The organism is Streptomyces sp. NPDC026092, assembly GCF_040638605.1.
Lineage (GTDB): Bacteria > Actinomycetota > Actinomycetes > Streptomycetales > Streptomycetaceae > Streptomyces.
This window is the reverse complement of record NZ_JBEZYN010000002.1, coordinates 467273-487886: the sequence shown is the minus strand read 5'-3', so window position 1 is coordinate 487886 and position 20614 is coordinate 467273. Positions and strand designations below refer to the sequence as shown.

Annotated in this window: 20 protein-coding genes; 8 read left to right on the top strand and 12 right to left on the bottom strand. The window is 72.1% G+C overall.

Annotated features, from left to right (window positions below; genetic code table 11):
* Positions 1 to 834, bottom strand: coding sequence for a lysozyme (locus AB0F56_RS04815; RefSeq protein ID WP_362003920.1), 834 nt, complete (start codon positions 832 to 834; stop codon positions 1 to 3).
* Positions 835 to 1044: 210 nt separating this feature from the next.
* Between AB0F56_RS04815 and AB0F56_RS04810 the strand changes: the two genes are divergently transcribed.
* Entirely contained in the window at positions 1045 to 1539 is a 495-nt protein-coding gene (locus AB0F56_RS04810; RefSeq protein ID WP_362003917.1) for a MarR family transcriptional regulator, read from the top strand.
* 38 nt (positions 1540 to 1577) lie between these two features.
* Here AB0F56_RS04810 and AB0F56_RS04805 read toward each other — a convergent pair whose 3' ends face one another.
* Complete coding sequence (locus tag AB0F56_RS04805) at positions 1578 to 2351, bottom strand: hypothetical protein (protein WP_362003914.1); 774 nt, start codon at positions 2349 to 2351, stop codon at positions 1578 to 1580.
* A gap of 375 nt (positions 2352 to 2726) precedes the next feature.
* Between AB0F56_RS04805 and AB0F56_RS04800 the strand changes: the two genes are divergently transcribed.
* The 5 genes from AB0F56_RS04800 to AB0F56_RS04780 are packed head-to-tail and all read left to right on the top strand — an operon-like array spanning position 2727 to position 8422.
* On the top strand, positions 2727 to 5555 hold the full coding sequence (locus AB0F56_RS04800; RefSeq protein WP_362003912.1) for a nitrate- and nitrite sensing domain-containing protein: 2829 nt from the start codon (positions 2727 to 2729) through the stop codon (positions 5553 to 5555).
* Positions 5552 to 6067 (top strand): roadblock/LC7 domain-containing protein, encoded by a 516-nt coding sequence (locus tag AB0F56_RS04795; protein ID WP_362003909.1) that lies wholly within the window; start codon positions 5552 to 5554, stop codon positions 6065 to 6067. Before AB0F56_RS04800 ends, AB0F56_RS04795 begins: the two co-directional genes overlap by 4 nt.
* A complete protein-coding gene (locus AB0F56_RS04790; RefSeq protein ID WP_362003906.1) occupies positions 6064 to 6465 on the top strand; it encodes a DUF742 domain-containing protein in 402 nt (133 codons plus the stop codon). The genes AB0F56_RS04795 and AB0F56_RS04790 overlap by 4 nt, the downstream gene beginning before the upstream one ends.
* Positions 6446 to 7123 (top strand): ATP/GTP-binding protein, encoded by a 678-nt coding sequence (locus AB0F56_RS04785; RefSeq protein WP_362003904.1) that lies wholly within the window; start codon positions 6446 to 6448, stop codon positions 7121 to 7123. Before AB0F56_RS04790 ends, AB0F56_RS04785 begins: the two co-directional genes overlap by 20 nt.
* 45 nt (positions 7124 to 7168) lie before the next feature.
* Positions 7169 to 8422, top strand: a complete 1254-nt coding sequence (locus tag AB0F56_RS04780) for a styrene monooxygenase/indole monooxygenase family protein (protein WP_362003901.1) — start codon at positions 7169 to 7171, stop codon at positions 8420 to 8422.
* 56 nt (positions 8423 to 8478) lie between these two features.
* Here AB0F56_RS04780 and AB0F56_RS04775 read toward each other — a convergent pair whose 3' ends face one another.
* From AB0F56_RS04775 to AB0F56_RS04755, 5 genes are all read right to left on the bottom strand, one after another.
* Positions 8479 to 9021: an RICIN domain-containing protein gene (locus AB0F56_RS04775; protein ID WP_362003899.1), complete on the bottom strand. Its 543-nt coding sequence runs from the start codon at positions 9019 to 9021 to the stop codon at positions 8479 to 8481.
* Between the two features lie 168 nt (positions 9022 to 9189).
* Complete coding sequence (locus AB0F56_RS04770; protein WP_362003896.1) at positions 9190 to 10470, bottom strand: NlpC/P60 family protein; 1281 nt, start codon at positions 10468 to 10470, stop codon at positions 9190 to 9192.
* 77 nt (positions 10471 to 10547) lie between these two features.
* Positions 10548 to 10817 (bottom strand): hypothetical protein, encoded by a 270-nt coding sequence (locus tag AB0F56_RS04765; RefSeq protein WP_362003895.1) that lies wholly within the window; start codon positions 10815 to 10817, stop codon positions 10548 to 10550.
* Positions 10818 to 10842: 25 nt separating this feature from the next.
* Positions 10843 to 11565, bottom strand: coding sequence for a TetR/AcrR family transcriptional regulator (locus AB0F56_RS04760; RefSeq protein ID WP_362003893.1), 723 nt, complete (start codon positions 11563 to 11565; stop codon positions 10843 to 10845).
* 45 nt (positions 11566 to 11610) lie between these two features.
* Positions 11611 to 12546 (bottom strand): diiron oxygenase, encoded by a 936-nt coding sequence (locus AB0F56_RS04755; RefSeq protein ID WP_362003891.1) that lies wholly within the window; start codon positions 12544 to 12546, stop codon positions 11611 to 11613.
* Between the two features lie 181 nt (positions 12547 to 12727).
* Between AB0F56_RS04755 and AB0F56_RS04750 the strand changes: the two genes are divergently transcribed.
* Both AB0F56_RS04750 and AB0F56_RS04745 read left to right on the top strand, forming a co-directional pair.
* Positions 12728 to 13837 (top strand): ferritin-like domain-containing protein, encoded by a 1110-nt coding sequence (locus AB0F56_RS04750; RefSeq protein ID WP_362003889.1) that lies wholly within the window; start codon positions 12728 to 12730, stop codon positions 13835 to 13837.
* 78 nt (positions 13838 to 13915) lie between these two features.
* Complete coding sequence (locus tag AB0F56_RS04745; protein WP_362003887.1) at positions 13916 to 14770, top strand: hypothetical protein; 855 nt, start codon at positions 13916 to 13918, stop codon at positions 14768 to 14770.
* A gap of 4 nt (positions 14771 to 14774) precedes the next feature.
* Here the strand turns inward: AB0F56_RS04745 and AB0F56_RS04740 are convergent, their stop codons facing one another.
* The 5 genes from AB0F56_RS04740 to AB0F56_RS04720 form a co-directional block, all read right to left on the bottom strand.
* Positions 14775 to 16244 (bottom strand): penicillin-binding transpeptidase domain-containing protein, encoded by a 1470-nt coding sequence (locus AB0F56_RS04740; protein ID WP_362003885.1) that lies wholly within the window; start codon positions 16242 to 16244, stop codon positions 14775 to 14777.
* Positions 16241 to 17620 (bottom strand): FtsW/RodA/SpoVE family cell cycle protein, encoded by a 1380-nt coding sequence (locus AB0F56_RS04735; RefSeq protein ID WP_362003884.1) that lies wholly within the window; start codon positions 17618 to 17620, stop codon positions 16241 to 16243. The genes AB0F56_RS04740 and AB0F56_RS04735 overlap by 4 nt, the downstream gene beginning before the upstream one ends.
* A gap of 65 nt (positions 17621 to 17685) precedes the next feature.
* Positions 17686 to 18981, bottom strand: coding sequence for a HAMP domain-containing sensor histidine kinase (locus AB0F56_RS04730; protein ID WP_362003882.1), 1296 nt, complete (start codon positions 18979 to 18981; stop codon positions 17686 to 17688).
* Positions 18978 to 19808 carry a hypothetical protein gene (locus tag AB0F56_RS04725; RefSeq protein WP_362003880.1) on the bottom strand — a complete coding sequence of 277 codons (831 nt, stop codon included), beginning with the start codon at positions 19806 to 19808 and terminating at the stop codon, positions 18978 to 18980. Before AB0F56_RS04725 ends, AB0F56_RS04730 begins: the two co-directional genes overlap by 4 nt.
* Before the next feature lie 34 nt (positions 19809 to 19842).
* Positions 19843 to 20529: a class F sortase gene (locus AB0F56_RS04720; protein ID WP_362003879.1), complete on the bottom strand. Its 687-nt coding sequence runs from the start codon at positions 20527 to 20529 to the stop codon at positions 19843 to 19845.
* Between the last annotated feature and the right edge of the window lie 85 nt (positions 20530 to 20614).

The following is a 20614-nucleotide window of genomic DNA, read 5'->3' as shown; positions in this document are numbered from 1 at the left end:
TCAGCCGTTGGCCAGTGCCTGCACCCGCGAGAGGTCCCCGTTGAAGCGGTTGTGGTCGCCGACCGTCGGGCCGGTCGAGGTGTACTGCCACATCGTGTAGTACCCCCAGCCCGCCGGGAGTTCGCCCACCGCCGCCGCGTACCGCGCGACCCACAGCGGGTTGGTCGAGCCGAAGCCCGCGTAGTTGCCGGTGCACTGCGTCCACCAGCTCGTCGCGGTGTAGATCACCGCGTCACGGCCCGTCCGCGCCTTGTACCGGTTCAGGAAGTCGCGGATCCACGCGACCATCGCCGACTGCGACTTGCCGTAGCAGGTCGCCCCGTACGGGTTCCACTCGATGTCGAGGGCGCCCGGCAGCGTCCTGCCGTCCTTGGACCAGCCGCCGCCGTTGTTCACGAAGTAGTCGGCCTGGGCCGCGCCCGTCGTCGTGTCCGGGGTCGCGAAGTGGTACGCGCCGCGGATCATGCCCACGTTGTAGGAGCCGTTGTACTGCTGCGCGAAGTAGGGGTTCTTGTAGTAGGTGCCCTCCGTCGCCTTGACGTAGGCCCACTTCACCCCGCTGTTCCACAGGGTCGACCAGGCCACGTTCCCCTGGTGGCTGGAGACGTCCACGCCCTCGGTCTGGACGGCGCGCGGCGAGCCGGGCGTGCCGGCCGAGCCGTCGTGCGCGAGGACGCCCATGCCCATGTGGGCGGAGCCGCGTGGGGGAACGGCCTCGGCGTCGGTACCGGCGCCGGCGGCGTTGGCGGGGCCGGAGAGGGTGAGGGGCAGGAGCAGGGCCAGGGCCGCGAACGCGGCGCCGGCGAGGGTCTTTCCGGATCTGTGCACGGGCATTGCGTGCCTCCGAAAGGCTCGGTGGGGGAGCGAGTCGGACAGTCCTGGAATGGACATGTCACCAACGACGCTACGCACGTAGACCCGCCCGGCGGAAGAGGGCCCGGGTGCCGCCGTTGGTCTACGCCTACGAAATACTGAGAGAGCTGCGGCGATGGCCGCGGCGACAAGAAACTTTCAGCGACCGGAAAGCGCGCGAGGGGTGCTGACGTGCACGGAAGCGGTACGGGGAGTGAAGCCGAACCGACCGGCGGGGCGACCGGGGGGAGTGGTGTGGACCAGGAATTCCTGGCTCTGGAGCGGGAATTGGCGGTCTTTCTGCGCCGAGCCCGCGCCCAGTCCGGCGAGATGGCCCGCGAGGTCCACCCGGAGCTGGAGTCCTCCGCGTACGGACTCTTCGTCCGGCTCGACGACACCGGCCCGCAGCGCGCCACCGAACTCGCCGGCTACTTCGGCGTCGGCAAGGCGACCATGAGCCGCCAGCTGCGCGTCCTGGAGGACCTCGGGCTGGTCGCCCGCGACCCCGACCCGGCCGACGGGCGCGCCTCGCTCGTCCGGCTCACGGAGGAGGGGCGGCGCCGCTTCCGCCGGGTGCGGGACGCACGGCGCGGACGGTACGTCCGCAAGCTCGCCGACTGGGACCGCGCCGAGGTCGCCGAACTGGCCCGGCTGCTCCACCAGCTGAACGCCCGCGCGGAGAGCTGAGGCGAGCCCACCAGGGGGCCCGCGGGTGGTGGGCCGACTCACAACACCGCGTACACCGCCGTCGCGTCGTCGTGCACCTTCCAGCGGTGCGCGGCGGCGCCCGACTCCTCCAGCGCGCGGACCCGCGTCAGCAGCCCGTGCGCGCCCTCCTTCCGCAGGACGGCGAAGCAGTCCGCCCAGTCGCCCTCGCCGAACAGCTCCACCCAGCGCGACGCCCCGTCCGTGAGCGCCGCGAGCGCCCGTACCTCCGCGCGGGGCGTCGTCCCGGTCACCGCCCGCCGTGCCACGTCCGGGTCGGCCGCGGCCGTGAAGAAGCCGCCCTCCCGGTTCCGCAGCCGGTCCGTCGCCGCGAGCGAACGGCGGACCTCGTCCGGGATCCGGTCGAGACGGTCGTCGAGTACCACCCGCACCGCGCCGTCCGGCGCCTCCAGGAGCAGGACGGAGTCCGAGAGGACGAGGTGCTCCACGAGGGCCTCGTCCCAGCGCGCCATCGCGACGGTTGCCTGGGGCGTACGTACGTGAGAAAGGTCACATGTGGCGCGGTGGGCGTTTGCCGTGCGCCGAATAGCCTCCGCCAGAATCTCGGACAGCGTCATATCGCGTCGCGAAGCGGACAGTTCGGTCAGCGCGCCGCCGAGGCGCGCGGTGAACCAGGGCACGTCGTGCACACAACCGTCATCACCGGCCGGCGGCGTCACCCCGTCGAGCACCACCACCGTCCCGCCCCCGCCGGACGCGGGTAGAGCCGTGGCCGACCAGTCCTCGTTGGGGCGTTCGGGACTGCCGGGAAGGGTGACGACCTCGGTGCGCATGATGCCCAGTCTGCCCCTGTGGCGACCGGAGGCCGCGACGGACCTTCACAGCGTCTCCAAACGGCCGAATCTGGCCTGTACCAAGCCTTCGAGGTGCGCCCGAGAGGCGGAAGCGGAGGCTCCGACGAGCTGCGGGCGGGCATCCTGCCAAAGCCCGCGCGGAAGATCCAACCGGCGCTCCGTGCGGCCCCGCGGAAGTGTCGCGTGGAGTTGTTCGCCAACTCAGGAGTGTTGTTCACTCGTTCGGGTGGCGGAGCGGCCGATGCGCGTCCCCTTCCCAGAAGCGCTGGAATGGTCGGAAGCCGTACCAGGGGTGGGGGCGCTCTACTTACGTGACCGGTCGTCACCTCTGCTTCATGGGCGGACGAGTCGAGAATGCGAGCAGCACCGGTGCAGAAGAAGCGGCCTCGGAGCAAGAACGGCACGCGGAGCCAGGCCCCCGGTGACCCGCTGAGCACGGGCGACGCCACGGGCTCCGGCGCCGTACCCGGGAGCCCCACGCCCGGAAGCACGACACCCCCCGTCGTACCCGCGCCCGTCGGACGCTCCAAGCGCGTCCGCAACCGGCTCGTCGCCGGTGTCGCCCTCGTCGGCGTCACCGTGCTCGCCGCCGGCGCGCCCGCGATCCTCACCGCCTCCGGCGAACTGACCGACTCCCAGCGCCTGGTCACCCTCGCCGAGCTGGACCGCCAGGCCGTCACCCTCGCCCACTCCCTCGCCGACGAGCGCGACGAGGTCGTCGCCTACATCGCCGCGGGCCGCGACGAGCAGCAGGGCGACAGCGCCAAGAGGCGGCAGGTCACCAGCACGCGCTCCACCCGCGTCGACCGCCAGATCGACGAGATCCGGCCCGCCGCCTCCGAGGAGCTCCGCCGCGACCTCGCGGGCCTGCCCTCCCTCCGCCGTACCGCGCTCACCGGCAAGGGCACCGCCCTCGAAGCCCACAAGGCGTACTCAGACGTCATCGCCAAGCTCCAGGCCCTCGCCGACGAGCTGGCCGAGAAGACCCCCGCCCGCGCCGCCGACGCCACCCGCGCCCCCGCCGCCCTGGGCCGCGCCGTCGAACAGGCCTCGGCCGCCCGCGGCCTGCTCCTCGCCGCCCTCGCCGTACCCCAGCCCGAGTCCGACGGTGTCGAGTACGACCCCGTCACCGGCACCTACGTGCCCAAGAAGGCGGAGGGCGCCGACGAGGCGGACAGGACCCGCAACGCCCTCACGGCCGCCGCTCAGCAGGCCCGTGTCCGCGAACTGGCCACGCTCGCCGACTTCGACCAGTCCGCCGCCTCCACCGGGCGGAACTCCCTCGCCGCCACGGTCACGGGCCCGGACGTCAAGAAGGCGGAGGGTCTCCTCGCCCGCCTCACCGACCAGCCCGAACTCACCAAGTCCGAGCGCAGGACCGACCCCGAGCAGCTGGAGTCCGCGCTCTCCGCCCGCATCGAGCAGATGCGCGGCGTCGAGTCCGCGCTCTCCGCCACCCGCGTGGACCGCCTCGCCGAACTCCGCGACGACGACGTCACCGCCCTCGAAGTGCGCATCGCCTTCCTCGGCGGCTGTCTGCTCGTCGCCATCGGCATCTCCACGTTCGTCGCCCGCAGCCTCACCCGCCCCCTCGCGGTGGTGCGCATCGGCGCCGCGCGGCTCGCCGCCGCCCCGGAGCCCGAGACCGAGGAGCCGGTCCGCTTCACCGGCCGCAACGACGAGTTCGCCCAGGTCGTACGGTCCCTCAACACCCTCCACGGCAAGCTGGCCGACCTCGGCCGGCGGGCCGCGGCCCTCGACAGCGAGCGCGCCGACCTGACGGGCGCCCGCGAGGCGCTCGGCACCGAGCTGGCCGCCCAGCGCGCCGAACTCCAGGGCCAGACCGCCCTCCTCACCGCCGAGCTCGCCCGGCTCCGGCACACCGTCCAGCACACCTTCGTCAACCTCTCGCTGCGCAGCCTCGGGCTCGTGGAGCGGCAGCTCGGCGTCATCGAGATGCTGGAGGAGCGCGAGCAGGACCCCGACCGGCTCGCCACCCTCTTCAAGCTCGACCACATGGCGACCGTCATGCGCCGCCACAGCGAGAACCTCCTCGTCCTCGCAGGCCACGAGCACGTCCACGGCCACCCCGGGCCCGTCCCGCTGGTGGACGTGCTGCGCGCCGCCGTCAGCGAGATCGAGCGGTACGAGCGGGTCACCCTGCAGTCCCTGCCGCCGCACGCCCAGGTCGCCGGCTTCGCCGCGGACGACCTGTCCCACCTGATCGCCGAACTCCTGGAGAACGCGACCTCGTTCTCGCCGCCCGACGCGCAGGTCCAGCTCTCCGGCTGGCTCCTGGAGAGCGGCGAGGTCATGCTCTCCGTCCAGGACGAGGGCATCGGCATGACCGAGTCCCGGCTCGCCGAGCTCAACGCGCGGCTCGCCGAGGCGGACCCGGCCGACATCGCGGGGGAGGGGCTCGGCATCCGCGTCACCGCGCTGCTCGCCGCCCGCCACGGCGTCCGCGTGCAGCTGCGCGAGCAGAAGCAGGGCGGCATCGCGGCGGTCGTCGTCCTGCCGCAGACGCTGCTGCCGACGGCCCCGCCGACCGCCGGCCCGCCGGCCGTCCCGGTCATGGGCGGCGCGCCCACCCTGAACCTGCCCGGCTCGGTCGCCGAGGCCAACTCCAACACTCTGCCCTCCCGCACCCGCGACCCGCTCGTGGAGGCGGCGGAGCGTGCCATCGAGGCGGCAGAGGCGGAGGAGTCCCTCGCGCAGGAGACCCCTGTCGAGAAGGCCTCTGCGGAGCCCGAGGCCCCGGCGGAGCCCGAGACCCAGGCGGAGCACGTGTCCCCCGCGGAGTCGGAACCGGAGCAGGAGCCGGAGCACGAGCAGGAGCCCGAAGCTCCCCAGCCCTCGCTCGCGGAGACCACGCTCCAGGTGCGGCTGCCCGACCCGCCCGCCGAGCCCGACACGCACGAGCGCGCCCCGGAGGAGACCGAGCCGGCGGCCGCCGCACCCCGCGTCACCGACAAGGGGCTCCCCAAGCGCACGCCGAAGATCGTTCCGCAGGCCGGCACCGCCCCGGCCCCGCGCCCCGGTGGCGTGGACCCGGAGGCACTGCGCCGCAGGCTGGGCGGTTTCCACCGAGGGGCCGAGGAGGGCCGTAGGGACGTAGAGGCCGAGATCGAAGCACGTACCGAGGAGAAGACGGGGGACACAGTCGAGGAGGCACGCGGTTGACCGCGACCGGAACATCTGAGACCGGCACACCTGCGACCGGAACGTTCGGACTGAGCACGGAGGCCCGCAACCTGCACTGGCTGCTGGGCAACCTCGTCGAGGAGGTGCCCGGGGTCCGCTCGGTCGCCGTCGTCTCCTCCGACGGACTGCTGCTGCTCTCGTCCGACCCGGCGGCGCAGGACACCGCGCCCGCACCGGCGGACCGCCCGAGCGGGCCGCGCGGCTCCAGCGCCGACCTCGCCACGATCGTCTCGGGCATCGGCAGCCTCACCGTCGGCGCCGCCCGCCTCATGGACGGCGGCGGGGTCAAGCAGACGATGGTGGCCATGGAGGAGGGCAGCGTCTTCGTCATGTCCATCAGCGACGGCTCGCTGCTCGGCGTGCACGCGGAACCGGACTGCGACATGAGCGTCGTCGCGTACCACATGGCCCTCTTCGTCGGCCGCGCCGGACACGTCCTCACCCCCGAACTCCGCAGCGAGCTGCGCAAATCGATGGAGGGCCCCCAGTGACCGCGACGCACCGACTGCCGGTACGAGGGGACGGGCGCCGCCCCGCGCGCGTCCGCCCGTACTCGCTCACCGGCGGCCGCACCCGGTTCGGCCACATCCTGCTCGTCGAGACCTTCGTCGCGGCCCTCGAAGCGGTGCCCGAGCGGAAGGTCCTGACGGACGGCGGGCCCGCCCGCGGCCTGATGCCCGAGATGCGGGCCATCGTCGAGATCTGCCGCCGGATGCGTACCGTCGCGGAGATCTCGGCGCTCCTGAAGATGCCGTTGGGTGTCGTCCGGGTGCTGCTCAGCGACCTGGCCGACCAGGGAAAGATCCGTGTGTACGGGACCGGTCACGGCACCGGGCAGCCCGACCGCGCGCTCCTCGAAAGGGTGCTGAGTGGACTCCGCCGTCTCTGAAGCCGCTGCCCCGGCCCTCGCCGGAATCCCCGCCCAGCCCGAAGCCCCGTCCGCACCGCGGGACGCGGGCACGGAGGAGGGCGCGCAGGACTGGCAGCTCGACCACACCCGGGCTCCCATAGCCACCAAGGTCGTCGTCGCGGGCGGCTTCGGCGTCGGCAAGACGACCTTCGTGCGCGCCGTCTCGGAGATCACCCCGCTCCAGACCGAGGCCCTGATGACGCAGGCCAGTCAGGACACCGACGACCTCACGGCGACGCCCGACAAGCTGACGACGACCGTCGCGATGGACTTCGGCCGGATCACCCTGGACGAGGACCTCGTCCTGTACGTCTTCGGCACCCCCGGCCAACAGCGCTTCTGGTTCATGTGGGACGACCTGGTGCGCGGCGCGATCGGCGCGATCGTGCTCGCCGACACCCGCCGGCTGACGGACTGCTTCCCCGCCCTCGACTACTTCGAGAGCTGCGGGCTGCCGTACATCGTCGCCGTCAACCACTTCGAGGGCACCGAGCGGTTCGAGCCCGAGGACGTCCGCGACGCCCTCACCGTGCCCCCGCACGTACCCGTCGTGATCATGGACGCGCGCAAGCGGTACAGCGTCGTGGAGACCCTGCTCGCGATGGTCGGGCACGCGCTCGAAGCCGCCCCCGAATAGTCGGATCGATCCGTCAGCCGCCGTAAGTCGTTAGGAACACCCGCCATGCGGAAGATACTCATCGTCGGGGCCGGTCAGTCCGGTCTCCAGCTCGCCCTCGGACTGCAGTCGCAGGGGTACGAAGTCACCCTCATGTCCAACCGCACGGCGGACGAGATCCGGTCCGGCCGGGTCATGTCCACCCAGTGCATGTTCGACACCGCGCTCCAGCACGAGCGCGACCTCGGCATCAACTTCTGGGAGTCCCAGGCCCCGCGGATCGAGGGCCTCGGCGTCTCGGTCGCGGGCCCCCTCGCAGGTGAAACAAACACAGCCCAGCGCGTGATCGACTGGGTCGGCAAGCTCGACGGGCACGCGCAGTCCGTGGACCAGCGCGTGAAGATGGCCGGCTGGATGGAGACCTTCGCCCAGCGCGGCGGCCAGCTCGTCATCCACGGCGCTGCCGTCTCCGACCTGGACTACTTCTCCCGTACGTACGACCTGGTGCTCGTCTCCGCCGGCAAGGGCGAGCTGGTCTCCATGTTCGGCCGCGACGCCGCCCGTTCCCCGTACGGCGAGCCGCAGCGCGCCCTGGCCGTCGCGTACGTCCACGGCCTCGGCCCCCGCCCCGAGCACCCCGACTTCGACGCGGTCCGCTGCAACCTGGTCCCGGGCGTCGGCGAGCTCTTCGTCATGCCGACCCTGACCACCTCAGGGCGTGCCGACATCCTCTTCTGGGAGGGCATACCCGGCGGTCCGCTCGATGTCTTCCAGGGGATCAAGGACCCGGCGGAGCACCTCTCGCTCACGCTGGAGCTGATGGAGAAGTTCACGCCCTGGGAGTACGCGCGGGCCACCAAGGTCGAACTGACCGACGCGGGCGGCACCCTGGCGGGCCGCTACGCCCCGACCGTCCGCAACCCGATCGGCCGCCTCCCCGGCGGGGGCCTGGCGCTCGGCGTCGCGGACGTCGTCGTCGCCAACGACCCGATCACCGGCCAGGGCTCGAACTCGGCCTCCAAGTGCGCGGCCGCCTACCTCGCCGCGATCGTCGAGCACGGCGACAAGCCCTTCGACGAGGACTGGATGCGGTCCACGTTCGACCGCTACTGGAACACCGCGCAGCACGTCACCAAGTGGACGAACGCGATGCTGGGCGTCCCCCCGGAGCACGTCCTGAACCTGATCGGCGCGGCCGGCCAGCTCCAGCCGGTCGCCGACCGCTTCGCGAACGGCTTCAACGACCCGGCCGACTTCGAGAACTTCTTCTACGAGCCGGAGAAGACCGAGGCCTACCTGGCGTCGGTCACCGGGGCCTGACGGTCGGGGAGAGGGCGGGCGGGCGCCGGGCAGGTGCCCGGCGCCCGCCCAGGGGTTTACCAGTCCACGGCCTTGATGCTGAAGCTCTGGTTGGGCTGGTAGGTGCACGACCACAGCCGCGCGGGGGCGCCCGGCTGCGTGCTCCAGTCGGCTATCTCCAGGCACTTGCCATAGACGTACGCGTGGTCCATGGACAGGTTGTACTGGCCGCGGAAGACCTGGTTGAGGCCCCAGTGGCAGTCCCACTGGTTGGCGGTCGCACCGTTGTTGCGCCCCCAGCCGCCGATCTCCAGGCACTTACCACTGTTCACGTTCACGTAGTAGAACGCCCCGTTGTCATTCTGCTGGGAGTAGCGGTGCCACTTCTGGTTGTCGCCACCGGTACAGGGCCACTGACGGACGGCCGCGCCGTTCGCCTTGCTCCAGTCCGCCACCTCAAGACACTGGCCGGAGTGCTCCGCCTTGATCTCGACGGTGGCCAGGTAGACGAGGGACGGCGCGGCCTGGGCCGGAACGGCCGCGACGCCGAGGGCGAGACCGAGGGATGCGGCGAGCACGAGCAGTCCGCGGCGGGCGCGGGTGAACGGGTTGAACTTCATGGTCCTCTGCAATCAAGAAGGTTCCGGCCCGTGGCCGGAAATCATTGTCATGATCGCATAATTATCAGCCTTAAATGATCCTTTCTCAACGTCAGTTGATGCCGTGAATCGGATTGCCTCCTTCCGTTCTTCTGCTTCGGTGCGTCGTCGTCTCCGTGCGAAGAGTGCTCAGGCCCCGCCCTGATCGAACCCCTCGTCCGAGCCGTCCGTGGCCCCGGCAGGGAGCTCGGGCGGCGTGTACGTCGTCAGGGCCACGGCGGTCGGGTCGGGGCGGACGGCCCCGAGCAGCGGGTTGGCGGCGATCGGGGAGACCTTCACCTTGGCGCCCGGGCGGGGGGCCTGGACGACCAGGCCGTGGCCGAGATAGATCGCCACATGGGTGGCCTCGGGGAAATAGACCACCAGGTCGCCGGGGCGCAGGTCGCGCAGCTCCACCCTCGGCAGGGTGCGCCACTGCTCCTGGCTCGTGCGCGGGATCTCCCGGCCCGCGTTCGCCCAGGCCTGCGAGGTCAGCCCGGAGCAGTCGTACGACTCCGGTCCCTCGGCGCCCCACTCGTACGGCTTGCCGATCTGCCGTACCGCGTACGTCAGCGCGTCGCCACCCTGTTGTGACGGGGTCCGGTCGACGTCCAGGACGCCGGAGTCGAGCAGCTCGCGCTGGGCGCCGGCGGTCTGGGCCCGTTCCAGTTCGGTCAGCCGGGCGAGCTGGTCGTCCGGGAGCGAGGCGAGCAGCTTCTGGACCTCCCCGAGCTTCTTCTGGACGTCGTCGCGCTGCTTCTTCTGCCGCGTGGCGAGGCTCTGCTTCCGGTCCAGGGCCTTGCGGGAGGCGCTCGCCAGCTCGCCGGCCTTCTTCTCGTCCGCCGTGAGCCGGGCGACGGTTCCGGCCCGTTCGCGGGTGGCACGGTCCATCAGGTGGCTCTGGTCCAGGGCCTGCTGGGGGTCGGGGGCGAGGAGCAGGCGCAGATACGGGGAGAACGCCGAGGTCGCGGCCCGCCCCTGGTACTGCTCCCTGGCCAGCCGCCCGGCCGCGTTCCGGCCCTGGGCGAGGCGCTCGCGGGCCCGGGCGAGGGCGTCGGCGACCTTCTTGGTGTCGGCGGTCTGGAGGCGCAGGGCCTCGTCGGTGGCGTTGAAGGCCTCGGCGGCCTGCTCGGCCTGACGGTACAGGGTCCTGAGCCGGCCGAGGAGCGCGACGACGGAGTCCCCGCCGGGGGGCGGGAGTTCGGCCGCGTCGTCGACGGGGGTGCCGCTGGCGTCCTCCGCCGGGCCGTCCGTCGGTTCCTGGCCCTCGACCGTCGCCGGTGCCTCCACCGTGGGGTCCACCGGTGCCTCCACCGGTGCCTCCACCGGGGGGTCCACCGGGTCGTCCGCCGTGGCCGTCGGGGCGCCCGCGAGCGCCGTCGACGCGGCGAGCACCCCCGTGCAGACCGTGCGCAGCAGCCTTCCTGACACGTCATCACCTCCACCGCGATGATGGCGGGAGCGTGCGGTCGGATGAGCTCACAAAGGGGCGAATCGGCCCAACGGCCTCACCCGTTCGGCTTGGTCCAGGGCCACTTCGGCCGGAACGGTTCGCGGCCCTCGGGGACGTACTCGTAGATCCAGCCGCGCGGAAGGCCGAGCCGCTTCGTGTGGCCGGCCGGTTCGCGGCGATAGGTGTGGACGGTGGCCGGGCCGCCGTCCGCGTCCGGTACGGGCACGTCGTACCACTTCGGGGGGTGCCCGGTCGGGCCGACCAGGATCGGCAGGATCTCGCCGTCCAGGGGCCCGCCTCGGAAGGGGGTGTTCTCGCTTCTCACGGGACCAGTCTCGTACACACCGGCCTCACAGCAGGTGAGCGGCCTCGCTCACGACGGGTGTCACCCGTCGCGCCAGGGTCCCGACCGGCCCGTCGGGTCTCTCCTGTGCGAGGAGCTTCTTGACGACCGAGGCCGTCTCCTCGTCGGTCGCGGCCGTGGCCGCGAGCAGCGCGACGAGGTGGTCGACCAGCCAGTCCCGCAGCTCGCGCGCCGATGGCCGCTTCTCCTCGTCCAGCCAGATCAGCGAGGCGGCCTCCACGGCCGCGATCCAGGTGCGGACCATCATCCGCATCCGGGGTCCCGGCTGGTCCACCCCCAGGTGGACGAGGATCTGCTCCGCCGCGGCCCGCCGGACCTCGTCCACGATCGCTGTGGTCCGGGAGGTCTCGGCGACGCTGCCGCCCTGGAGGAGGGCGCTGAAGCCGGCGTCGTGCCCGTCCACGAAGGCCAGGTACCGGTCGAGGACCCGGCCGAGCCGCTCGGTGGGCGGCCCGGACGGCGGCTCGGCGAAGCAGCGCTCCAGCGCGTCGGCGGAGGAGCGCAGGGCCGCCTCGTACAGCTGCTGCTTGCCGCCGGGGAAGTAGCGGTAGACCAGCGGCCGCGAGACGCCCGCCGCCTCGGCGACGTCGTCGAGGGAGACCTCGTCGGGCGCGCGGTGCGCGAAGAGTGTCAGGGCGGCGGCGAGGAGCTGCCCCCGGCGCTCCTCGACGCTGAGCCGGCGGTACGCGGGCGAGGCGGCACTGGTCATGCCTCGCAGGGTAGCTCCGCGTGGCGACAAGGAGGGGTGCCGGTCTCAGGCCAGTAGTCCGGAGGCCTTCCAGAGCCGGCGCCCCGGGCCCCGGAGCACGCCGATGTCGTCCAGGAAGTCCGTGAGCCGCTTGGCGCCGGACTGCATGACCTCTCGGCGGTGGCCGCTCGCCCGGACCTGGGCGACGGCCTGGCGGCGGTCCAGGCCCACGTTGTCGTACACCTGGGGGTTGATGAAGCAGGTGGAGAAGACCCGGGCAGCCTCGCCGCAGCTGAGTCGGGTGAACTCCTGCTCCCAGCGCGGCGCGGTGATCATCTGGCGCCGCAGCTCCTCGCGGGCGTACCGGACGTGTCGCGCCTCCTCGACGACGTGGATGCGGGTGACGCCGCGTACCAGGGTCTGGACCCGCTCGTCCGGGAAGGTCAGCCGCTGCATCCAGTCCAGGATCTCCTCGCCGAGGAGGGTGGCGGCGAAGGAGCCGGGGGTGGTGGAGACGGTCTTCAGGACGCGGCCCAGGTTGTGGTAGACCCGCGGCACCGGGTAGGCGGGCGTGCCGCCCTTCTGGATCATCCGGGCGAACATCATCGAGTGCCGGCACTCGTCGGCGATCTCGGTGAGGGCGTAGCGCACATGGTCGCTGGTCAGGGACTTGTCGTAGATGTGCCGGACGAGCAGCTGCATCAGGATGATCTCGAACCAGATTCCGAGCGAGGCGATCGAGGCGGCCTCGTGCCGGGCGAGGTCCATCCGCTGCTCCTCGGACATCCGCCGCCACATCGGGGTGTCGTAGAGGGAGACCAGCTCGGGCGGCCAGAACCACTTGCCGTCCTCGAGGGGCGCGGCCCAGTCGAGTTCGGTCTCCGGGTCGAAGGAGTGCTTCAGGGAGGACTCGAGGAGTCGCGCCGCTACCTGCTCACGGTCGCGGAGCGGGCCGAGGGCGTCCCGCAGGAGGGTGAAGTCCAGCTCGGTACGGGTGGTCATGACGGTACGACACCTCGCTGTGCTCGCGGTCGGGTTACCGGCGGTCGCCTTTATGAGACTGCTCGTCAGCAAGTGCGTCAATCCCTTGCGCACGACTTGTTGACCCGGTGTCTACCAAGGTGTCAGCCTGCCGGGAGGACCACGTCCGGCGAGCAGTCGAGTCGAGAGCAAGGAGTCGTCAGTGTCGACGCGCGACCTCTACACGAAAGCCCCCGGGGACCCCATCTGGCAGGTCCCCGCGACCGGTTCGGCCCGCTTCAGCTGGGACTACGACGACGGAAGGGAACGCCTCCTCGCCCTCTACCAGAAGGGCAAGGACAAGCAGTGGGACGGCAACAAACGCATCGCCTGGGAGCTGGAGGTCGATCCCTACGACCCGCTCGGCACCCCCGACGACGTCCTGACCCTCCACGGCACCCGCCACTGGGCGAAGATGACCGAGAAGGACAAGGGCGAGCTGCGCCGGCACTACGCCTCCTGGCAGTTCAGCCAGTTCCTCCACGGCGAGCAGGGCGCGATGGTCTGCGCCGCGCGGATCGTCGAGTCCGTCCCCGACCTCGACGCCAAGTTCTACTCCGCGACGCAGACGATGGACGAGGCGCGGCACGCGGAGGTCTACAGCCGCTTCCTGCACGAGAAGATCGGGATGCTCTACCCGATCAACGACAACCTCCAGAGCCTGCTCGGCGACACCCTGCGCGACTCCCGCTGGGACATGCCCTACCTCGGCATGCAGGTCCTGATCGAGGGTCTGGCGCTCGCCGCCTTCGGCATGATCCGCGACACCACCGACAAGCCGCTGCCCAAGCAGATCCTGGCGTACGTGATGCAGGACGAGGCCCGGCACGTGGCCTTCGGCCGGATGGCGCTGCGCGACTACTACAAGCAGCTGTCGGACGCGGAACTGCGCGAGCGCGAGGAGTTCGTGATCGAGGGCTGCTACCTGATGCGGGACCGGCTGCGCGGGATCGAGGTCCTGGAGAACTTCGGCATCGGGCGCAAGGAGGCGGAGGAGTACAGCGAGCAGAACGAGTTCCTGCACCTCTTCCGCAAGCTGCTCTTCAGCCGGATCGTCCCGTGCGTCAAGGACATCGGCCTGTGGGGCGAACGGCTCCAGAAGGCCTATCTGGACATGGGCGTCTTCGACCTCGGCGACTCGAACCTGGACCTGCTGATGAGCCAGGACGAGGAGATCGCGGAGGCCCTCGACCGCGAACGCTTCGAGGTGGAGGAGCGGGAGCGGGTCGCGGAGGTCGCGGAGGCGATCGCGCAGGGCGGGGCGGAGGGGTAGGTCGCCCGCTCGGCCCTCCCCGACACGACCGGCACCCGGGATTCCCCGTGTTCACGCCGGTGACGTACCGTGCCCGCCATGAGCATGCCGCCACCGCCGAACCAGCCGCCGCACAACCCCTACGGCGGTCCCGTGCCGCCCCCGCAGCAGCCGGGGCCGTACGGTCCGCCGCAGGGGATGCCCCAGCCCGGGCCGTACGGCCCGCCGCACCAGGGCTACCCGCAGCAGCCCGGCATCCCCCAGCAGTACCCCGGGCCCGGCGCCGGCGGCTGGGGGCAGCCGCCGATGGGGCCGCCGCCGAAGAAGAAGCGCACCGGCCTGATCGTCGGCATCGCCGTCGGCTCCCTGGCCGTCGTGGCCGGCCTCGGCTACGCGGGCAAGCTCGTCCTCGACGGGGCCGGGGTCACCGGCGACTTCCCGGAGGCGACGCACGAGCTGGTCGTGCCCAAGACCCTCCTGGACGGGCAGTTCACGCTCACCAACGACGCCTCCGAGACCGAGGGCAAGGAGGTCGAGGACACCTACGACCCCACGGTCAAGGACCCCAAGGCGGCCATCGCCCAGTACACGGGCAAGGAGAGCTCCGTTCTCGTCGTCTCCGGCTTCCACGGCAGGATCAAGAACCCGGCCCTCACCCGCGCCTCGATCCTCTCCGGCGCGGCGAAGGACAAGGGCAGCACGCTCGTGATCAAGCCCAAGGACTTCAGGCCGGCCGGTCACGACGTGACCATCAGCTGCCAGGTCACGACCACGAAGGACGCCACCGGGACCGCGACCCTCCCCATGTGCGCCTGGGGCGACGAGAACACGGCCTCCTTCGTCGCCGTCGTCACCACCGAGTCGGCCACCGCCGACCCGTACGACGTCGACCTGGCGGAGCTCGCCGAGACCACGGCGAAGGTCCGCGCCGAGATGCGGAAGCCGATCAAGTAACGACCTAGCGGTTGGCTTTGGCGCGCAGCGCCTCCTCCATCACCGCGCGGGCGATCGGCGCCGCGCTGCCGCCGCCGCTGATCTCCGTACGCCTGGCCTCGGCGTCCTCGACGACGACCGCGACCGCCACCGCGGGCTGGGCCGCGTCCGCGGCCTGGGCCCAGGCGATGAACCAGGCGTACGGAGTGCCGGTGTTGCCCAGGCCGTGCTGGGCCGTGCCCGTCTTGCCGCCGACCGTGGCCCCCGGGATCGCGGCGTTGCTGCCCGTGCCCTCCTCGACCGCCCTGACCATCAGCCGCTGCAGCTGGGTCGCGGTCGAGGGGCGCATCGCCTGCCGGTAGCTGCGCCGGCCGGTCGTGTCGACCGTCGTGCCGCGCGCCGTGGTCGTCCGCTCGACCAGGTACGGGTGGGCGATCTCCCCGTTGTTGGCGACCGCCGCCGCCACGAGCGCCATCTGCAGCGGCGTCGCCGTCGTGTCGAACTGGCCGATGGAGGAGAGCGCCAGCTGGTCGTCGCTCATCGCGCGGTCGAAGTTGGACTTGGCCACCCACGACGGGATCGTCAGACCGACGTCGTTGAAGCCGAACTTCTCGACCGCCTCCACCATCCCGCTGAGCCCCACGTCCACCCCGAGCCCCGCCATCACCGTGTTGCAGGACCACTGGAGCGCGTACGCCAGGGACGCGTTGCCGCAGCCGGTGGCCGCGTTCGGCAGCACCTGCCGGGTCCCCGGCAGGATGAACGGGTCCGGGGTGTCCGTCGGCGCCTCGACGTCCGTCACCGTGCCCGCGTCGAGTGCGGCCGCCGCCGTCACGATTTTGAACGTGGAGCCGGGCGGATACGTCTGCCGGATCGCCCGGTTCAGCATCGGCTGGTTCGGCGAGGTGGTGAGCCGGGCCCAGGCCCCCTTGACCCCGTCGCCCGTACCGGACAGTTCGCCCGGTTCGTACGAGGGGGAGGAGACGAGCGCCAGGATCCGGCCGCTCGACGGCTCGACGGCCGCCACCGCGCCCCGCTTCCCGCCGAGCCCCCGGTACGCGGCCTGCTGCATGGACGCCCGGATCGTCGTCACCACGTCGCCGCCCGCCTGCCGGCCCCGGCTGAGGTCGTTCCAGAACGGGAACGGCGCGAGCAGCGGGTCCGTACCCGCCAGGATGCCGTCCTCCGCGTGCTCCACGAACGTCGTGCCGTACGTCTGCGAGGCGAAGCCGGTCACCGGCGCGTACAACGGGCCCTGCTTGTAGGTGCGTTCGTAGCGCAGCTGCTGGCCGCTGTCGCGCGAGCCGGTCACCGGCCGCCCGTCGACCACGATCTCGCCGCGCGGCTCGCCCCAACGGGAGATCGCCACCCGCCGGTTGGCCGGGTTCTCGTCCAGCGCGTCGGACTGCACGACCATCACCCGCGCCGCGTTGACGAGCAGCGCCACGAGCAGGACCAGACAGAGCGCCGCCGCGCGCCGGATGTACGGGATCACCGGGCGTCCTCCACGATCGGCGCGATGACCCCGGTCTCGACCAGCTCCGGGCGGGGCGCGCGGGCCGAGTCGCTGACCCGGATGAGGAGCGCCACGATGATCCAGTTGGTCACGACGGACGAGCCGCCCTGCGCGAGGAACGGCATCGCCATGCCGGTCAGCGGGATCAGGCCCATCACCCCGCCGGCGATCACGAAGACCTGGAGGGCCAGGATCGAGGCGAGGCCGATCGCGAGCAGCCGCCCGAAGGGGTCGCGCAGGGCGAGCCCGGCGCGGTACCCGCGCGCGACGAGCAGCGCGTACAGCAGGAACAGGGCGGTGAGGCCGACCAGGCCCAACTCCTCGCCGGCCGTCGCCAGGATGAAGTCGGACTTGGCGGCGAAGCCGATCAGGATCGAGTGGCCGAGGCCGAGGCCGGTGCCGAACATCCCGCCCGCCGCGAAGGCGAACAGCGACTGCGCGAGCTGGCCCGGCCCGTCGCCCGCCTCGATCGAGGCGTAGGGGCTCAGCCAGTCCTCGACGCGGCTGTGCACATGCGGTTCGACCGAGCCGACCGCGAACGCCCCGACGCCCGCCAGGAGCAGCCCGACCGCGATCCAGCCGGTCCGGCCCGTGGCCACGTACAGCATGATCACGAAGAGGCCGAAGAAGAGCAGCGAGGTGCCGAGGTCCCGCTCCAGGATCAGCACGCCCACGCTCAGCAGCCAGATCGCCGCGATCGGCCCGAGCACCCGGCCGGTGGGCAGCTGGAGCCGCCAGATCCTGCGTCCTGTGTACGCGAGCGCGTTGCGGTTGGCCGCCAGGTAGGCGGCGAAGAAGACGGCGAGCAGGATCTTGGCGAACTCGCCCGGCTGGAAGGAGAGTCCGCCGATCCGGATCCAGATCTTCGCCCCGTTGACCGCCGGGAAGAAGATCGGCACGAGCATCAGGACCAGGGCGCTGGCCATCGAGAGGTACGCGTACCGCTGGAGCACCCGGTGGTCGCGCAGCAGCACCACGACCGCGCCGAAGAGCGCCACCCCGAGCGCCGACCAGACCAGCTGCGCGAAGGCCGCCTGGTCCTTCGGGGTCTCCAGGTCGAGCCGGTAGATCAGGACCAGGCCGAGGCCGTTGAGCAGGACCGCGATCGGCAGCAGCAGCGGATCGGCGTACGGCGCCCGCAACCGTACGGCGAGATGGGCGAGGAGCGCGAGTCCGCCGAGACCGGCCCCGTAGCGCAGCGCGTCCGGAGGCACCGCGCCGTTGTGGGCCAGGCCGACGTCCACATACCCCAGGACGGAGATGAGGACGGCGCAGACGAGGAGGGAGAGTTCCACGCCGCGGCGCTTCGGGATGCGTAGCCCGGGCGGGGGAGCGTCCGCCGTCGTTGCGGTCATGAACCGCAACGTAGCAAGCGATATGGCTTATATCCCTTATGTGTGACGGTGTGCCGTCACGGGCGTCAGGGCTCCGGATCCTCGTCCGGCTCGGCCAGCCGCACGTACTCCGGCAGCGTCAGCCGCGCCAGGGCGCCGCCGTCCGGGGCGTCGGCGAAGACCAGCTTCGCGCCGATCACTTCGGCCTGCCCGGCCGCGATCGTGAGCCCGAGCCCGTGCCCCTTGCCGCCGCTCTCGGTACGGAACCGCTGCGGCCCGGTCGCCGGCAGGTACTCCGGGTATCCAGGACCGTGGTCCCGTACGGTCACGACGGCGCCGTCCACGGTCAGGACGACCGGCGGGGCGCCGTGCCGGTGCGCGTTGGCGACGAGGTTGCCGAGGACCCGCTCCAGGCGCCGCCGGTCCGTCTCGACCGTCGCGTCGCGCAGGACCCGCACCTCGGTCTCGGTGCCGGACGCCCGCACCACGCCCCGGGCGACCGTGGCGAGATCGTGCATTGCCAGGTCCACGGTCTCGTTGCGGGCGTCGAGCCGGGAGATCTCCAGGAGGTCCTCGGTCAGCGAGCGCATCGCCTGGACCCGGTCCCTGACCAGCTCCGACGGCCGCCCCTCCGGCAGGAGTTCGGCCGCCGCGGAGAGGCCGGTCAGCGGGGTGCGCAGCTCGTGCGCCACGTCCGCCGTGAAGCGCTGCTCGGTCTGCAGCTTGCGCTGGAGCGAGGAGGCCATCGTGTCCAGCGCGCCGGAGACCGTGGCCACCTCGTCCTGCGGGCGCGCCGGGTCCTTCGTGCGCGGGTCGTCCACGCGCGCGTCGAGGTCGCCCGCGCTGATCCGCCGAGCCACCTGCGCGGTCAGGTGCAGCCGCCGGGTGACCCGGGTGACCGCGAACGCGCCGACGAGCAGGGTCGCCCCGATCGCGAGGACCGAGGAGCCCAGGATCGACCGGTCGAGGCCCTCGATGATCTCCCGGCCGGGGGAGTAGTCGATCCGCACGGCGAGGGCGCGGCCGTCGGCCGGTCCCGCCGCCCACATCGTCGGCCGGCCCTCGTGCTCCTCGACCACCGTGCCCCGCTCGCCGCGCACGGCGAGCGCCCGCAGCTCCTCGGGCAGGCCCTCGGGGTCGATCCCGGCGGCCCGGGGGAGCGGGTCGCCCGCCTCGTACGCGCGGGAGGCGGTGGTGAGCCGGGCCAGCGCCCGCTCGCGGAAGTCGTCCTCGGTCTGGCCCGCCACCGACACATGGACGAGGGCGCCGAGCAGCGCCGCCAGGGCGCAGCACATGACGGTGATGAAGACCGCGGACTTCCACGTCAGCGTCGCGGTCCAGGCCGGAAGGCGCGGCCGCCGCCGCCCGCGGCGCGCCGTCACGAGGGCTCCACGAACGGGTCGTCGGAGCCGGACGCGGAGGACGAGCCCGGGGCCGCGGGGGAGGCCGAGGGCTCGGGCCCGCGCGAGGAGCCGGCCGTCGACGTGGACGGCGAGGGCTCGACGAGCCGGGGCTCGGGCGCCGGCGAGGCGGACGGCCCCCGGGGCTTGACGCGGACGATCTCGTCCCGGGTCGGCAGCATCGCGCGCTGCTGCTCGTCCCAGGACCAGGCCGTGCGGTACTCGTACCCCGGGATGCCGGCCGAAGCGGCCCGCACGATCAGGTCGCGGCCGGCCAGCTCCACGCTGATCACCTGGTCGACGGTGGCCATGATCCGGGTGAGTCCGTTGTTCTCGGCGGTGTAGACCCGCACGCCCATCTGCTGGTCGGGCATCCGGATGCCGACGATCAGCTCGTCGCGGCCGTTGCCGGTCAGATCCCGGTAGTACGCCCGCATGACCGGGCACTTCGCGGGCTCCGCGGTGCACCGGCCGATCTGCCGGGCCGTCTCCTCGTACATGCCGTCCGCGCCGGAGTACGTGTCCGGGTGGGCGTTCACCTCGGCCCGGACGACCGCGACGGCGTCGACCCGGCGGACGTCGTTGTCGGGCACGCGTATGCCGGGGACGGACTGGGTGTCGGTCTCGCCGTAGTCGAGCGGCGGCTCGGTGGCCGGCGGCACCTCGGGCCAGAGGCGGACGGGGCCGATGGCAGTGGGGGTGACCCCGGCGCTCTTCAGCTCGCCCTCGGTGCCGCAGCCGGACAGCACGAACGGCGCCGCCACGGCCAGGGCCACGGCGGCGACGAGCGGCAGTCCGCGCCTTCTCACTCTGCTCCTCGGTGGGTCCGCTCCCCGCGACCCGTCACTTCACGAGGCCGGCGAAGAGGATGATGTTGTCGGTCCGATGGCCGTCCGCGATCGGTCCGCCGCAGGTGATCAGCCGCAGCTCGGGACGGTCGGTCTTCCCATAGACCTTATTCGTAGGGAAGTCCTTTTTGTCGACCTGCTGGATCTCGCGGACCTCGAAGACGGCCGTGGAGCCGTCCGCCCGGCCGACCCGGATCAGGTCCCCGGTGCGCACCTTCGCCACGTCGCGGAGGAGCGCCGGGCCCTTCGCCGTGTCGTAGTGCGCGACCAGGACGGCGGGCCCCTTCTCGCCCGGCGTCACCCCTCCTGTGTACCAGCCCGCCTGTTCGGCCTCGTCGACGGAGGGCACCTGGAGGCCGCCCTCGGCGTCCAGACCGAGCCGGAGCACGGGGGAGGTGTCCACGCCCGCCGCCGGGACGACGAGCCGCGTCGGCTCCGAGGCCGTCATCGGCGGGGCCTCGTGCCGCGACGGGGCCGCTGTGACGTTCCGCACGGAGACGTCGGGGGCGACGGGCCCCGGGGCGGCGCCCGCCACGGTCGAGCAGGCGAGCAGGCCGCCACCGAGGGCGAGCGCGAGCGCGGAGCCGACGACCAGCCGCCGACCGCGACGGGGCGCTCGGGTGGTGTCCTCGCTCTGGTACGGCACGGACGGCATGGGTGGCACGGGCGGCGCGGACGGCATGGGCGGCTCCGGATCCTCGGCGGTGACAGCTGATGGATTCGAAGCTAAATGTCCGCTATTGCGGCCTTGTAACAGTGGGCCGTAG

Bases quoted from the DNA above. Each gene is read 5' to 3' on its own strand.
- AB0F56_RS04805 (WP_362003914.1), bottom strand. From the start codon at position 2,351: ATGCGCACCGAGGTCGTCACCCTTCCCGGCAGTCCCGAACGCCCCAAC.
- AB0F56_RS04735 (WP_362003884.1), bottom strand. From the start codon at position 17,620: ATGACCGCAACGACGGCGGACGCTCCCCCGCCCGGGCTACGCATCCCG.
- AB0F56_RS04745 (WP_362003887.1), top strand. From the start codon at position 13,916: ATGAGCATGCCGCCACCGCCGAACCAGCCGCCGCACAACCCCTACGGC.
- AB0F56_RS04800 (WP_362003912.1), top strand. From the start codon at position 2,727: ATGCGAGCAGCACCGGTGCAGAAGAAGCGGCCTCGGAGCAAGAACGGC.
- AB0F56_RS04815 (WP_362003920.1), bottom strand. From the start codon at position 834: ATGCCCGTGCACAGATCCGGAAAGACCCTCGCCGGCGCCGCGTTCGCG.
- AB0F56_RS04775 (WP_362003899.1), bottom strand. From the start codon at position 9,021: ATGAAGTTCAACCCGTTCACCCGCGCCCGCCGCGGACTGCTCGTGCTC.
- AB0F56_RS04760 (WP_362003893.1), bottom strand. From the start codon at position 11,565: ATGACCAGTGCCGCCTCGCCCGCGTACCGCCGGCTCAGCGTCGAGGAG.
- AB0F56_RS04720 (WP_362003879.1), bottom strand. From the start codon at position 20,529: ATGCCGTCCGCGCCGCCCGTGCCACCCATGCCGTCCGTGCCGTACCAG.
- AB0F56_RS04780 (WP_362003901.1), top strand. From the start codon at position 7,169: ATGCGGAAGATACTCATCGTCGGGGCCGGTCAGTCCGGTCTCCAGCTC.
- AB0F56_RS04755 (WP_362003891.1), bottom strand. From the start codon at position 12,546: ATGACCACCCGTACCGAGCTGGACTTCACCCTCCTGCGGGACGCCCTC.